This window comes from Rhodococcus sp. 14-2496-1d, from assembly GCF_002259365.1.
Lineage (GTDB): Bacteria > Actinomycetota > Actinomycetes > Mycobacteriales > Mycobacteriaceae > Rhodococcoides.
In genome coordinates this window covers 138,432-152,960 of sequence record NZ_NPFV01000028.1, presented here as the reverse complement: position 1 = coordinate 152,960, position 14,529 = coordinate 138,432, and the positions used below count along the sequence as shown (strand labels likewise).

Genomic DNA, 14,529 nt, shown 5'->3' with positions numbered 1-14,529 from the left:
CCGGGCTGAGCAAAGCGCGCTGGTCACAGCCCTGAACTACCGCTCCGAACAGCAAATGTCTCACTGCTGGCTGTAGAAACCGGTCTCGGCGATCCGCCTGCGCTCCTGCGGTGAGACGTCGACGTCGGCCGGCGAGAGCAGGAAGACCTTCGTCGCCACCTTGTCGAACGAACCGCGCAGCGCGAAGGCGAGCCCGGCAGCGAAATCGACCAGTCGCTTGGCGTCCGCGTTGCTCATCTCGACCAGGTCCATGATGACCGGAGTGCCGTCGCGGAAGCGCTCACCGATCGTGCGAGCCTCGCTGTAATCACGCGGTCGCAGCGTGGTGATCTTCGAGAGAGGGCCGCCGTCGTCGACGATCGGGCTGCGTCGGGTCTCCGCCCGCACATCCATCCGAGTGTCCATGGCGAGCGCTCCTCTGGTTGCCGCACCTCGCGTGGTCGGTGCCGCGCCACGGCCTCGTCCACCGATCGGTGCCAGCGTGGCCGCCGGACGGGGTGCCTCGTAATCGTCGTAGTCGTCCTCGACCTGCGCATGCCGCGATCCACCGAAGGACGGCTTCACGAACTCACGCTCGTCGATGTCGTCGTAGCTGTCGCGACCACCACGGGAGCTGCGTCGCGTGTCCGGATCGTCGAGGTAGTCGTCCTCGTAGTCGGCGAGCGGAACCATGCCGAAGTACGCCTTGAACTTGTGCAGGGTGCTCATCGTTCTGCCTTCCGTGGCGGTGTGTCTACTGTCCATCTCCAGGTTCGCAAGTGTCTGTTGTGACTGATGTGATCCATGGACTGTTATTGCGAGGCTATCGGCCGCGCGCCGAGTATTGCGGTACCGACACGCACGCACGTCGATCCGTGGCGCACAGCAGCTTCCAGGTCTCCGGTCATGCCCGCGGACAGCTCGAGCGCTCCGGGATGATCGGCCGACAGTCGACGATGCAGACTCTCGAGGTCGGCGAATGCGGCGTCCGGATCGGCGTCGAGCGGCGGCACCGCCATCAACCCCGCCAACCGCAACCCGGACGCGTCGGCCACCGCGTCGGCGAGCGCGTGCAGCTCGTCGCGTTCGACGCCTCCGCGATGCACGTCCCCGTCGAGACTGACCTGGACGATCACGTCGAGTTCGGTCCGGCGCACACCCTCGTCCAGTGCCGCCGTTGTCGCCTTCGACAGCGCAGTCACCAACCGCGCACTGTCCACGGAATGGATGGAGTGCGCCCACGCGGCGACCGACTTGGCCTTGTTTCGCTGCAGGTGTCCGATCATGTGCCACCGCGGTGGATCGCTACTGAAGTCGTCGGCCGTCTCGGCGACCTTGGGAGAAGCGTCCTGCTCCCGCGACTCTCCGAAATCGCGGCATCCGAGGTCGTACAGGATCCGTACATCCGACGCAGGGAAGAACTTCGTCACCGGGAGCAGAGCCACATCGGCAGGCGACCGGCCCGCGTCGACACACGCGCGATGCAACCGCTCGCGTACCGACGTCAACGCCGTCTCGATCTCCTGCGCCCTGCCAGTACCCGACGCAGTGCCGCTGAGTTCGCTCATGACAACCTTCCCTGCCCGTTCACCGATCGGCCGATTCGGGCCGATCACCTGGGGATGTGCTGTCCATCCAGACGACGCTGGCAATTCGGCCGGTCGATCCTTCGCGCCGGTGACTGAACAACGTCCGGTCCTCGATGGTGCAGCGCGGATCCTGGGCCACCGCGGACACGCCCGCGGCGAGCAGCTGGGCCCGGATACCGGCGGGAATGTCGAGCCCGGGCGTGTGGCGGACGGTTGTCGTCGCGCTGCCGGGCAGGTGCTTGTCGACGTCCGCTCGCATGGACGCGGGCACCTCGTACTGGCGACCGCTCGCGGCCGGACCCAGAAACGCGCCGATCCGCGCCGGGACCGCACCGAGCTCGACCATGGCGGCCAACACGCGCGGAACGATGCCGATGCGGGCTCCGACCCGTCCGGCATGCACGGCGGCGATCACTCCGGCCTCCTCGTCGGAGAGCAGCACCGGCACGCAGTCGGCAGTCAACACCACCAAACCGAGATCGCGGTGCGTCGTCACCAACGCATCGGTCATCGGTAGCGGCTCGGTCACCGGACCGTCGACCACCGTGACGGTGCGTCCGTGGACCTGCTCCATGAAGACGAGCCGTTCGAGTCCCATGCCCAATCGATCGCCGAGGCGTCGACGGTTGGCCTCCACCGCAGCGGGGTCGTCACCGACGTGATCACCGAGATTGAACGTGTCGAACGGAGGTGCCGAGACGCCACCTGCTCGCGTCGTCGAGACGCGTCGGACCCGAAACGGACCTGGGGTTGAGGTGTCACTCACCGCCGCATGAAGGACGGCACATCGACGTCGTCTTCGCCCTCGTCCTCGGCGATGGGCACGCGACGGCCGGAACCGACGGACTCGCGGCCCTGGCCGGCCGAGTCACGGCCGTAACCGGCTGCGGATTCGCGGCTCGACGATTCACGATTGGACGAACTCGACGAGTTCAGCGGCGGCAGACTGCTACCGCTCGGAGCGCCGACCGGGTCGCGGAACACCGCACCGTCCGAACTGTCGCTCGACCGCGACGACACCTCGCCCGAGCGAGCCGATCCGATCGGGCCACGTGTGGAGGCGGCCGCTTCCACCGGGCGCCGCGTCGGGGTTCCGCCGTCGAAGCCTGCGGCGATGACGGTCACGCGGACCTCGTCACCGAGCGAGTCGTCGATCACGGTGCCGAAGATGATGTTGGCGTCGATGTGCGCGGCTTCCTGCACCAGCGAGGCAGCCTCGTTGATCTCGAACAGACCCAGGTCGGATCCACCGGCGATCGAGAGCAGCACTCCGCGTGCGCCTTCCATCGAGGCTTCGAGCAGCGGCGAGTTGATCGCCGATTCGGCCGCCTTGATGGCTCGACCCTCGCCGCGTGAGGATCCGATGCCCATCAATGCACTGCCTGCACCGGACATCACGCCCTTGACGTCCGCGAAGTCGACGTTGATCAGACCGGGAGTGGTGATCAGGTCGGTGATGCCCTGGACGCCGTTGAGCAGTACCTCGTCAGCGCTGCGGAACGCGTCCATGAGGCTGACCGCGGCGTCGCCGAGCTGGAGCAGTCGATCGTTGGGGATGACGATGAGCGTGTCGCAGGACTCACGGAGCTGCTGGATGCCCGTGTCGGCCTGGCCACCGCGCCGCTTGCCCTCGAAGGAGAACGGCCGGGTGACGACACCTACGGTCAGCGCACCGAGCTTACGAGCGATGTTGGCGACGACGGGAGCGCCACCGGTACCGGTTCCGCCGCCCTCGCCTGCGGTGACGAACACCATGTCGGCACCCTTGAGCACCTCTTCGATCTCGTCCTTGTGGTCGTCCGCTGCGCGGCGGCCCACCTCGGGATCGGCACCAGCGCCGAGTCCGCGCGTCAGTTCGCGACCGACGTCGAGCTTGACGTCTGCGTCACTCATCAGCAAGGCCTGAGCGTCGGTGTTGACCGCGATGAACTCGACTCCCTTGAGTCCCTGTTCGATCATGCGGTTGACCGCGTTCACGCCGCCGCCGCCGATGCCGACGACCTTGATTACGGCGAGGTAGTTGTGCGGGGGCGTCATGGGCTCTCGCCTTCCGTGGATTGTTGCGTGAAATGTGGAAAACCCTCAACCTAAACCACAGGCTTAGAGTTATGTCAAGTACTGAACTGGTCGAAACGCTATTCATCGCCGACGACTATCGCCATTAGGCGCGCCGACGCCGCGCGAGAAAATCCCGTCGACGCGTCCAAACTATTTGGTGGTGGGCAGATCCGGACTCGACACGTCGAAGATCTGGCCGGGCTGGGACAGCAGGGCGATGGCCACCGCGGCCTTGCGTTCGGAGTCGTCCTTGCTGCCCCACACCACGGTGCGCCCGTCGAGCAGCAGGATGGAGATGTCGGACAACGTGCTCGCCCGCAGCTCTCCTGTCTGATCGCGCAGCAGCGGTGGCAACGTATCGAGAACCGCCAGTGCATCTTTCGTCACCGGATCACCGAACACCGGGTTGTCGGTCACCAGACGCACCACCCCGGGCGGTGGCGGCGCGATCGCGAAATCGACCCCGGTCGAATCGAGGAGATGGGTGCCGTCCGGAGAATCGAAGAACGCCACCGGAACCCGCTCCTCCACCGTCACCTGCACAGTGGACGGATACTTCCGTTGCACACGGACCGTGGCCAGCGCCGGAATCGTGGCCACCCGTTGCGCCGCAGCCGCCGTGTCCACCCGAACCAGCGGAAGGCCGACGGGTACGTCGAGCCGATCGAGGATCTCCTGCTCGGACACCGACGATGCTCCCGCGACCGCAATGGTGCGTACGGACAACAGCGGTGTGAAGTACACCAGCGCAGCCGATCCCACCACGACGACCACCAGTGCCAGGGCGATGGCCAAGGCCTTGCGCCGCGACCGCTTCACTCGTTCGCGCTCCTGCTCGCGCGCCAGCGCGCGTGCCTGCTTGTCGGTGACCGCGGCCGACGAATCACCCTCTCCTGCAGCTGTTCCCGACCTCGAAGAACGGACTCGATCGGAGCGACGACTCACGTCGACGGCCGATCCTTCGGTACCCCGCGGCCGGTCGCAGCACCGAAATCGGTCTTCGAGCGAAGCGCATCGAGAATCGGTCCGCCGAGCATGGTCACGTCACCCGCGCCCATCGTGATGACGACATCGCCGGGCAGACTCAGATGGGCGACCTGCTTGGCCACCAACGACAGATCCGGCTGATAGTTCACCGGCTTGGTCACCGAAGCGGCAACCAGTGCCCCCGTCACCCCCGGCAACGGTTCCTCACGTGCGCCGTAGACGTCGAGCACGACGATCTCGTCGGCCAGGGACAGCGCGGCACCGAATTCCTCGGCGAACGTCGCGGTCCGCGAGTACAGATGCGGCTGGAACACCACCACCACCCGTCCCTGCTCGTGACCCGAACGGTCCTGGCCTGCAACGAGAGCCTGCGCGGCCGTCAGCACCGCGCGCACCTCGGTGGGGTGGTGCGCGTAATCGTCGAACACGCGCACGCCGTGCTCACGTCCGGTGAACTGGAAGCGCCGATGCACGCCGCCGAAACCGGTGAGTCCGGCCAGCAGTTCCTCGACTCCGGCACCGACCTGACGCGCCGCGACGAACGCCGCCAGCGCGTTGAGTGCGGTGTGCCGGCCGGGGACGCCGAGCCGTACGGTGCGGGCCGCGTCCTCGCCTGCGATCTGCAACTGCGCGACGCCGCCGATGTCCTCGGGCTCCCATGCCAGCAGTCGAACGGCCATCTCGACGGGACCGGCGTCGACATCCGAGGACCCGTAACCCAACACCTTCACGCCCGGAAGGTCGCGCTCGACCACACGTCGAGCGAGCGCCGCCGAACCCGGGTCGTCCATGCACGCCACGAGTACACCGCCGGGACCCAGGAGCGCAGCGAAGTCGTCGAACACCTGAACGTAGGCCTCGGTGGTGCCGAAGTGGTCCAGATGATCGGCCTCGATGTTGGTCACGATGATGACGTCGGCGCTGTACTGCAGCAGCGAGCCGTCGCTCTCGTCCGCCTCGGCCACGAACACGTCGCCGCTGCCGTGATGGGCGTTGGTGCCGGCCTCGTTCAGCTCTCCCCCGACGGCGAACGACGGATCGAACCCGCAGTGCTGGAGCGCGACCACCAGCATCGAGGTCGTCGACGTCTTTCCGTGCGTTCCCGAGACCAACAACGTGCGGTATCCCTGCATGAGCGAGGACAGCACGGCCGGCCGCAACACCACCGGGATTCCGCGTTCACGCGCTTCGACGAGTTCGGGATTGGTCTTGGGAATCGCGGCGTGGGTCGTCACCACCACGGTGGGTCCGCCCTCGATCATGTCAAGGGCACCGGCGTCGTGACCGATGCGGACCTGGGCACCGCGTGCGCGCAGTGCGAGCACGCCGCGCGATTCCTTGGCATCCGAACCCGACACCTGTCCCCCGCGCGCCAGCAGGATCCGCGCGATGCCGGACATTCCGGCACCACCGATGCCCACCATGTGTACTCGTTCGAGCTCTGTCGGCAGATTCGACATCGCACCCTCAGTTGTCACGCGGACGTCTCCCTCGTTCTCTTCTCATGCTCGCCGCCGCCGGGCTCAGCGCCGCGCCGCGTGCGCGGTATCGAGCACGATCTGCGCGACCGCAGCCGCTGCGCCCTTGTGCCCGGCACCGGCGGCGGCACGAGACATGGTGGCAATTCGTTCGGTGTCGGCCAGCAGCGAGACCACCGTCTCGCTCACGTACCGCTCGGTCAGTGTCGCATCGGATACCAGAATGCCACCTCCGGCGTCGACCACAGGACGGGCGTTGAGTTCCTGCTCGCCGTTGCCGTGCGGTAGGGGCACGTAGACGGCAGGCAGACCGGTCGCGGACACCTCGGCGACCGTCATGGCACCGGACCGGCAGATCGCCAGGTCCGCAGCCGCATACGCCAGATCCATCCGGTCGATGTACGGCACCGCGACGTACGGCGCGTCCGGATCACGTTGCTCGACGTCGAGCGAGTTCTTCGGACCGTGAGCATGCAGAACCGAAATGCCGGCTGCGGCCAGGGCCGCCGAGGCTCCGGACACCGCGTCGTTGAGCGATCGGGCCCCCTGCGAGCCGCCGAACACCAACAGCACCGGACCGCTGTCGGGCAGGCCGAAGTGAGCGCGAGCCTCCGCGCGGACGGCAGCCCGATCGAGGCCGGTGATGGTGGGACGCACGGGAATTCCGATCACATCGGCGTCGGCAGCACCGCGCGCGGCGATCCCCGAGCCCGCGACCGCGGCGAGCACCCGCTCGGCCGACCGGGCACCGACCTTGTTGGCGATGCCCGCTCGCGCGTTCGCCTCGTGAATGACCACAGGTATTCGGCCGCCACGGCCGAACAATCGACCACGGGCCGCGAGATAGGCCGGCAGCGCGACATAGCCTCCGAATCCGACGAGCACGTCCGCCTCGACGGCCGCGAAGATCTCGCGGGTGCGTCGCACCGAGCGCACGACGCGAAGCGGCAACTTGAGCAGGTCGACGGTGGGTTTGCGGGGCAGCGGAACGGGCGGGATGAGTTCGAGTGCGTACCCGCGAGCCGGAACGAGAGTCGTCTCCAGACCACGGCTGCTACCGAGAGCGGTGACGGTGACGGTGGGGTCGAGGACGCGCAAGGCGTCGGCCACAGCGAGCGCGGGCTCGATGTGCCCGGCCGTTCCGCCCCCGGCGACCACGACGGAAATCGGTCGAGATGTCTGGTTCACCGTCGATATCCTCGCTCACCCGAGCGGACAGGCGGGCGGCCGGGTTGTGGTTCCGGCCGCGGACGGTATGCCGAACGCGATCCCGCGGCGGGTTCTCGCCGGACGGCCTCGCTCCGACGAGGGTTGCCGCGGGGTGACTCGCCCCGATGTGCGGTCGATCTGGGCGACATCGTGTCGGTCCGTGAACTGGAGACCCGCGTGCGAGCACGTCCGGGCTCGGCTGCTCTCGCTGCGCGCCCGTCCTTGCCCTGGCCCTTACGGGCCTCGATGCGTTTGCGATCCTGCGCCGCCAGCGTGGGGCGGGTGGACTTCGACCGCGCCATCGCGGCTCGCTTGGGCGAGAACACGGCGGGCAGCGGCAGCTTCAGAGCTCGCGCGATACGGCCCTCCTGCCCAGCGTGCAGGGCTGCGATCGCCTCCGGTTCGTGTCGGGCGGCGCTCGCGATGATGCCGAACATCAGCAGCGTGATCGCGGTCGAGGTACCACCGTAGGACACCAGCGGCAGCTGCAGGCCGGTCACAGGAAGCAGCCCGACGACGTAGCCGATGTTGATCATGGCCTGACCGAACACCCAGCACGTGGCACCTGCGGTCAGCAGACGCAGGAACGGATCCACCGAACGCATGGCGATGCGCAGGCCGGTGTAGACGAAGAGGCCGAACAAACCGATGACCGCCAGGCAGCCGATCATCCCGAGTTCCTCGCCGATGATGGCGAAGATGAAGTCGTTGTGCGCGTTGGGGAGGTAACTCCACTTCGCGCGGCTCTGTCCGAGCCCGCGACCGAACAGTCCGCCGTCGGCCAGCGAGTATTTCGCCTGGGTGGACTGATACGACAGGCCCTGGGTGTCCTCACCCGGATTCAGCCATGCCTTGACGCGATTGGAGCGGTAACCGGCGGTGAACGCGAGCACGGTTGCCAGCGCCAGACCGGTCATCAGCACCGCACCGAACAGCCGAGCGTTGAGGCCTGCGAACCACAGCAGAGCCACCAGGATGATGCCGAGGGCGATGGCGGTACTGAGGTTGGGCTGCAGCACGACGAGCAGACACATCAGCAGTCCCGCGGGCAGCAACGGCACCAACAGTGACTTGATGTTGCCGTGTTCGCTGCGGCGCGAGGCCAACAGGTGGGCACCCCACAGAACCAGTGCCACCTTGGCGAGCTCGGACGGCTGGAAGGACACGACGCCGAAGTCGAACCAACGGCGTGCACCCTGGCGTTCGGCACCGATACCGGGAATGAGCACCAGCATCAGCATGGTGATCGAGACCAGGAACAGTGGAAACGACAGCTTTCTGAGGTACCGAACCGGCAGCCGGAGAGCGACGTAGAACGCGACGACTCCCAGCGCGACACCGATCAGCTGCTGGGTGAAGAGGGCGTACCCGGACTCGTCTGCTGCGAAGGATTCGGCGGACGACGCCGACAGGACCATGACCAGGCCCAGCACCGTGAGCAGCACTGCGATCGTGACGATGAGGTGGAAGGACGCGAGCGGCCTGCCGAACCACAGGCCGATTCGGGTACGTGGAGCGGCGGCGCGTCGAGGCGGACGAGGCGGTTGGCCTGCGGCGGTCACGATCGCGGCGATCCGATGTCGGTGGCTTCGAGGAGCTGGACCGACTCGGCGAAGCTACGGCCGCGGTGGCCGTAGTCGGCGAACATGTCCAGTGACGCGGCAGCCGGGGCCAGCAGGACCGTGTCCCCCGGAGCAGCGAGTTCGGCCGCGTGGGCCACGACCGCCCGCATTACCGCATCAGCATCTTCAGCACCATGAGTCACACCAGCATCGTCTCCCGAAGGGAGCCTGACGACCGGAACATCGGGCGCGTGTCGCGCCAAAGCCTCTGCGATCTGCATCCCATCGCGTCCGAGAACGACCGCAGCCACCAGCCGATCGGCGATCTCGATCACCAGATCGTCGATCACCGCTCCCTTCAACAGCCCACCCGCGATCCACACGACGCGATCGTGCGCCGAGATGGAGGAGCGAGCGGCATGCGGGTTCGTCGCCTTCGAATCGTCGATGAACGTCACCCCACCCAGCTCGCGCACCACCGCTGCACGATGCGGTCCCACCCGATAGGTCTGCAGCCCCAGCCGAACATCGCCTGCCTCAACCCCGATCGACCGTGCGAGCGCGCCTGCCGCGAGCGCATCGAGGACACCGGACGGACCGCTCGGCTCCACGTCGTCCGCAGCGAGAAGATCGACGTTCTCACCGAACGCGTTGTCGACGAGCACCCCGTCACGCACACCCAGCTCACCCGAGGCCGGCTCACCCAACCGGAAACCGACGACGGTCGACGCGGCAGACCCGGCCGACAGGCCCGCCGCCCGGGAGTCGTCCAGACCGACCACCGCGACGTCGCCGTTCAACGCACGAGCCTTGGCCTGAACGTAACCGTCCATACCGCCGTGCCAATCCAGATGATCCTCGGCGATGTTGAGCACCACCCCCGCAGCCGGACGCACCGACGGAGCCCAGAACAGCTGGAACGACGACAACTCCACCGCGAGCACACTCGGATGCGGGGAACCGCGCAACGCGTCGGCGATGGGGAGTCCGATGTTGCCGCAGGCAACCGACTCGATGCCTGCGGCGTCGAGTATCGAGGCCAGCATCGAGGTGGTGGTCGTCTTTCCGTTGGTGCCGGTCACCACCAGCCACCGAGTTCGGGGTCCGTACAGCTCGACCCGGTCCACGTGCCAGGACAACTCGACATCGCCCCATACCGGAATGCCCAGCTTCGCGGCCGCTGCCAACACCGGAGAGTCGGGTCGAAACCCCGGGCTGGTGACGACGAGCGAGAACGCCGCGAGCGCCGCGGGATCGGCGAGCAGGTCGTCCTGCAGCACCACCGCAGCACCGGAGTTCGACGCCTCGTCCAGCGCGGCGCGATTCGAGTCGGTGACCGTGACGACGGCACCGAGATCGAGCAGTGGTCGCACGACGGCGAGTCCCGAGATGCGGGCTCCGGTCACCAGCACCGAACTGCCGCGCAACCAGGTCGGATCGGTCCGAGAGTCGGGCACAGATTCGTCCATGCCCTATCCGCCGACAGCAGCGAGATACTCGCTGTAGAACAGAGCGAGTCCGACGGCCGACGCGATGGCGGCCAACAACCAGAATCGGATGATCACCGTCGTCTCGGCCCATCCGGCCAACTCGAAGTGATGGTGGAACGGTGCCATGCGGAACACTCGTCGGCGACTGGATCGGAACACCGCGACCTGGATGACGACCGATGCGGCCTCGGCGACGAACAGTGCACCGATGACCACCATGATCAGCTCGGTCTTGGTCACCACCGACAGGCCTGCGATCAGACCGCCGAGGGCAAGGGATCCGGTGTCGCCCATGAAGATCTTGGCCGGCGCGGCGTTCCACCACAGGAAGCCGATGCAGGCACCGGCGGCCGAGGCGCAGACCAGGGCCAGATCGAGGGGATCTCGAACGTCGTAACAGCCGGGGGCAGGCCCGGCGGGTCCTGCGCACGCCTGACGGTACTGCCAGAACGTGATGACGGTGTAGGCACCGAGTACCAACGTCATCGATCCGGCGGCGAGGCCGTCGAGTCCGTCGGTGAGGTTGACCGAGTTCGACCACGCGATCACGAGCAGGCAGACGAAGAACACGAAGACCACCGCGGACATCGACCAGGTGGCGATGTCGCGCACGTACGACAGTTGAGTGCTGCCGGGAGTGAGCCCGCTCTCGCTCCGGAACTGCAACACCAGAATCGCGAACAGCACGGCCGCCGTTATCTGACCGACGTACTTGCCGGTGGCGTTCAGGCCCAGGTTGCGCTGTTTGCGGATCTTGATGAAGTCGTCGAGAAAGCCGACCAGACCGAGCACTGTGGTCAGGCCGAGAACGAGCAGGGCCGACGCCGACGGACCGTCCGCGTCGTAGCCGATGCCGATCAGGTGCGAGCCCCAGTAGCCGGCCCAGATGCCGACCAGAATTGCGACGCCGCCCATTGTCGGTGTGCCCCGCTTGGACTGGTGACTCGCCGGGCCCTCCACTCGAATCTCCTGGCCGAAGCCCTGTTTCGAGAAGGTCTTGATCAGCACCGGGGTCAGCAGGATCGCGACCGCGAGTGCGATACCTCCGGCGAACAGGATCTGCCTCACTGCTCACCCTCCACAGTGGTGCTCGGCGCGTCGGCCAGCAGGGCGTCCGCGACTGTCCACATCGCCCCGGACTGCGAGGCCTTCACCAGCACGATGTCGCCGGGACGCACCTCCTCGTGCAGCACGTCGATCGCCGTTTCACGGTCGGGCACCAACATCGATTCCTCGCCCCACGAACCCTCCATGACCGCACCCTGGTGCAATGCGCGAGTAGGACGGCCGGAATCGACGATGATCAGGCGATCGACGTCGAGCCGGACGGCGAGGCGGCCGATCGCGTCGTGCTCGACCACCGAGTCCGAACCCAGTTCGCCCATCTCCCCCAGCACCGCCCAGCTGCGGCGTTTGGGTCCGTCGTCGCGACGCGACATCGACACCAGTGCTTTGAGTGCCGCGCGCATCGAATCGGGGTTGGCGTTGTACGAATCATTGACGACGGTGACGCCGTCGGCGCGGGTGCGGACGTCCATTCGCCTGATCGACGTCGGTGCGGCAGCCCCGAGCGCCTCGGCGACCTGCGTCAGCGTCGCGCCGCACTCGAGTGCGACGGCGGCGGCTGCGAGAGCGTTGCCGACCTGGTGCTCGCCGTGTACCGCCAGGGTGATCGGTACCGAACCCGCTGCGCAGTCGAGCGTGAACGACGCTCTGGCGTCGGTATCGACCTGCACGTCGAGTGCTCTGATGTCCGCATCCGCGTTGCGCCCCACCGTGACGACGGATGCCGTTGTGCGAGTTGCCATTTCGGCGACGAGCCGATCGTCGATGTTCAGGATCGCCACTCCCCCGTCGGCAGCACTCGGCAGAGCTTCGACCAGTTCGCCCTTCGCCAGTGCGATGGCCGCGCGCGACCCGAACTCGCCCAGGTGCGCGGTTCCGACGTTGAGGACCACCCCGATCCGGGGCGGTGCGAGCGTGGCCAGTTCGGCGATGTGGCCGATTCCTCGGGCGGACAACTCCAGACAGAGAAAGTCGGTCTCGGCATCGGCTCGCAGCGCCGTCCAGGGGTGTCCCAGTTCGTTGTTGAACGATCCGGGCGGTGCCACCACCGAACCGAGGGGTTCGAGTACTGCAGAGATCAGATCCTTGGTCGAGGTCTTCCCCGAGGATCCCGTCACGCCGACGACGGTCAGGCCGTGCTCGGCCGTCAACTCGCGCACCGATGCGCGGGCCAGAGCGCCGAGAGCGGTCAACACTGCCGCACCGGAGCCGTCCGGGTCGTTCTCGAGTGCCATCGCGCGACTGTCGTGTGGAACGGGACGCACGACCACGGCCGGTACGCCCACCGGACGCGCAGCCAGCACCAGTGCCGCACCCGCGGCAACCGCGTCGGCGGCATGGTCGTGACCGTCCACCTTCGCTCCGGGAAGGGCGAGGAAGATACTGCCGGGAGTGACCTTGCGGGAGTCGAACTCCACCGGTCCCGACACCACGACCGTCGGATCCGGCACGTCGTGCACCGTGCCTCCGACGATCTCGGCGATTCGGTCGATCGAGAGCGGGATCACCGTACGCCCGCGCTCGTGCCGACCCGGCGCGCATCGATGGCCGAGGCGAGTACGACTCGGTCGTCGAACGGATACTTCACGCCCGCTACTTCTTGGCCGGTTTCGTGCCCTTTACCTGCGATCAACACAACATCCCCTTCGCGTGCCCACGCCACGGCCTGTTCGATCGCCGCTGCGCGGCCTGCCACATTCCGTACTTCGCCGCGGGCCTCGTCCGGCACCGACAGCGCGCCGTCCTCGACGGCCGCCCTGATGGAGGCCGGATCCTCGCTGCGCGGGTTGTCGTCGGTCACCACCAACAGCTCGGCACCGCGCGCTCCGGCGGCACCCATCAGGGGACGCTTCGCGGTATCGCGGTCGCCGCCTGCTCCGAGAACAACCGCGATCCGTCCACGCGAGGATTCGCGCAACGTTGCCAGCACGGCCTCGACGGCCGCAGGTTTGTGTGCGTAGTCGACCACTGCCAGGAAGTTCTGCCCGCGATCGATCCGCTGCACGCGACCCGGCACGTCGACCGTCGCGACCCCGGTCACGGCGCTGCGCACATCGGCCCCGGCCACTGCGCAGGTCGCCAACGCCAGGACGGTGTTCGCGACGTTGTAGCGCCCCGGCAACCGGACCGAGACCGGCAGCGACGCACCCTGCGGATCGGCGACGGTGAACGACTGCGTTCCGTCGTCGTGCTTGGCCCAGTCCGAGACCGTCCACTGCGAATCGGCACCGGTCGACGCGGTCACCACGGTCGACCCGGCCGACCGAGCGATGTCTGCCATCCGCACGCCCCACGCGTCGTCGACACAGACGACGGCGGTCTCGGCACGAACCGCCGAGTCGGCCGCGAACAGGCGACTCTTGGCCGCGAAGTAGTCCTCGAGAGAATCGTGGAAATCGAGGTGATCCTGCGAAAGGTTGGTGAACGCACCGATCGCGAAGCGAGTGCCGTCGACCCGGCCCAGGGACAACGCGTGCGAGGACACCTCCATCACCACCGTGTCGACGCCCTCCTCGACCATCACGGCAAACAGGGCATGCAGTTGCGGAGCCTCGGGCGTGGTGAGCGCGCTCGGCACGTGCCGGCCCAATACACGTGTCTCGATGGTGCCGATCAGCCCGCACCGACGACCGGCTGCGGTCAGGCCTGCTTCGAGCAGATAGGACGTCGTCGTCTTCCCCGACGTACCGGTGATACCGATGACGGTCATCTTCGACGACGGGTTGCCGTACACCAGAGCGGAGACGGCCCCCAACACCTGGCGCGGACGGTCGTGCACGAGCACCGGAACCTGTCGATCGGTACCTGCCAGAGCACCCCGCACGATCTCGAGTCCGGCCGGGTCGGTGAACACCGCCACCGCACCACGCTCGACCGCGTCTGCGACGAACTCGGCACCGTGTCGCGACGATCCGGGCAGTGCCGCGAAGAGATCGCCGGGAACAACGGACTGTGCGCGCAGATCGATACCGGTCACGCTCACACCGGCGGGGTCGCCCTCGTCGATCGTTGCACCGACCGCAGACGCCACCTCCCGGACTTCGGTGTGCGGTGGATGCGCCGGACGTGAACCCGGAGCCGGTTGTGAATCCGATGACACAGTCACTCCTGC

12 protein-coding genes are annotated in these 14,529 nt (G+C 67.3%); all 12 read right to left on the bottom strand.

The window, feature by feature from the left end:
- Positions 1-60: 60 nt before the first annotated feature.
- Positions 61-708 carry a cell division protein SepF gene (locus tag CH296_RS20860; RefSeq protein WP_032394380.1) on the bottom strand — a complete coding sequence of 216 codons (648 nt, stop codon included), beginning with the start codon at positions 706-708 and terminating at the stop codon, positions 61-63.
- Between the two features lie 83 nt (positions 709-791).
- Positions 792-1,547 (bottom strand): YggS family pyridoxal phosphate-dependent enzyme, encoded by a 756-nt coding sequence (locus tag CH296_RS20855; protein ID WP_094685718.1) that lies wholly within the window; start codon positions 1,545-1,547, stop codon positions 792-794.
- A gap of 19 nt (positions 1,548-1,566) precedes the next feature.
- The gene (gene pgeF, locus CH296_RS20850) at positions 1,567-2,334 is read right to left on the bottom strand and encodes a peptidoglycan editing factor PgeF (protein WP_094685670.1); all 768 of its coding nucleotides are present in this window, start codon (positions 2,332-2,334) and stop codon (positions 1,567-1,569) included.
- A complete protein-coding gene (ftsZ, locus tag CH296_RS20845; protein ID WP_045194914.1) occupies positions 2,331-3,605 on the bottom strand; it encodes a cell division protein FtsZ in 1,275 nt (424 codons plus the stop codon). Before ftsZ ends, pgeF begins: the two co-directional genes overlap by 4 nt.
- Positions 3,606-3,776: 171 nt before the next feature.
- Entirely contained in the window at positions 3,777-4,571 is a 795-nt protein-coding gene (locus CH296_RS20840; RefSeq protein WP_082322386.1) for a cell division protein FtsQ/DivIB, read from the bottom strand.
- Complete coding sequence (gene murC / locus CH296_RS20835) at positions 4,568-6,073, bottom strand: UDP-N-acetylmuramate--L-alanine ligase (RefSeq protein WP_045194912.1); 1,506 nt, start codon at positions 6,071-6,073, stop codon at positions 4,568-4,570. Before murC ends, CH296_RS20840 begins: the two co-directional genes overlap by 4 nt.
- Positions 6,074-6,136: 63 nt before the next feature.
- Positions 6,137-7,279, bottom strand: coding sequence for an undecaprenyldiphospho-muramoylpentapeptide beta-N-acetylglucosaminyltransferase (gene murG / locus CH296_RS20830; protein ID WP_218829685.1), 1,143 nt, complete (start codon positions 7,277-7,279; stop codon positions 6,137-6,139).
- Positions 7,276-8,862, bottom strand: a complete 1,587-nt coding sequence (gene ftsW / locus CH296_RS20825) for a putative lipid II flippase FtsW (protein ID WP_094685669.1) — start codon at positions 8,860-8,862, stop codon at positions 7,276-7,278. The genes murG and ftsW overlap by 4 nt, the downstream gene beginning before the upstream one ends.
- Positions 8,859-10,331 carry a UDP-N-acetylmuramoyl-L-alanine--D-glutamate ligase gene (gene murD, locus CH296_RS20820; RefSeq protein ID WP_094685668.1) on the bottom strand — a complete coding sequence of 491 codons (1,473 nt, stop codon included), beginning with the start codon at positions 10,329-10,331 and terminating at the stop codon, positions 8,859-8,861. Before murD ends, ftsW begins: the two co-directional genes overlap by 4 nt.
- A 3-nt stretch (positions 10,332-10,334) precedes the next feature.
- Positions 10,335-11,420 (bottom strand): phospho-N-acetylmuramoyl-pentapeptide-transferase, encoded by a 1,086-nt coding sequence (gene mraY, locus CH296_RS20815; protein ID WP_032394385.1) that lies wholly within the window; start codon positions 11,418-11,420, stop codon positions 10,335-10,337.
- On the bottom strand, positions 11,417-12,925 hold the full coding sequence (gene murF / locus CH296_RS20810) for a UDP-N-acetylmuramoyl-tripeptide--D-alanyl-D-alanine ligase (protein WP_094631681.1): 1,509 nt from the start codon (positions 12,923-12,925) through the stop codon (positions 11,417-11,419). Before murF ends, mraY begins: the two co-directional genes overlap by 4 nt.
- On the bottom strand, positions 12,922-14,523 hold the full coding sequence (locus CH296_RS20805) for a UDP-N-acetylmuramoyl-L-alanyl-D-glutamate--2,6-diaminopimelate ligase (protein WP_094685717.1): 1,602 nt from the start codon (positions 14,521-14,523) through the stop codon (positions 12,922-12,924). Before CH296_RS20805 ends, murF begins: the two co-directional genes overlap by 4 nt.
- Positions 14,524-14,529: the final 6 nt, after the last annotated feature.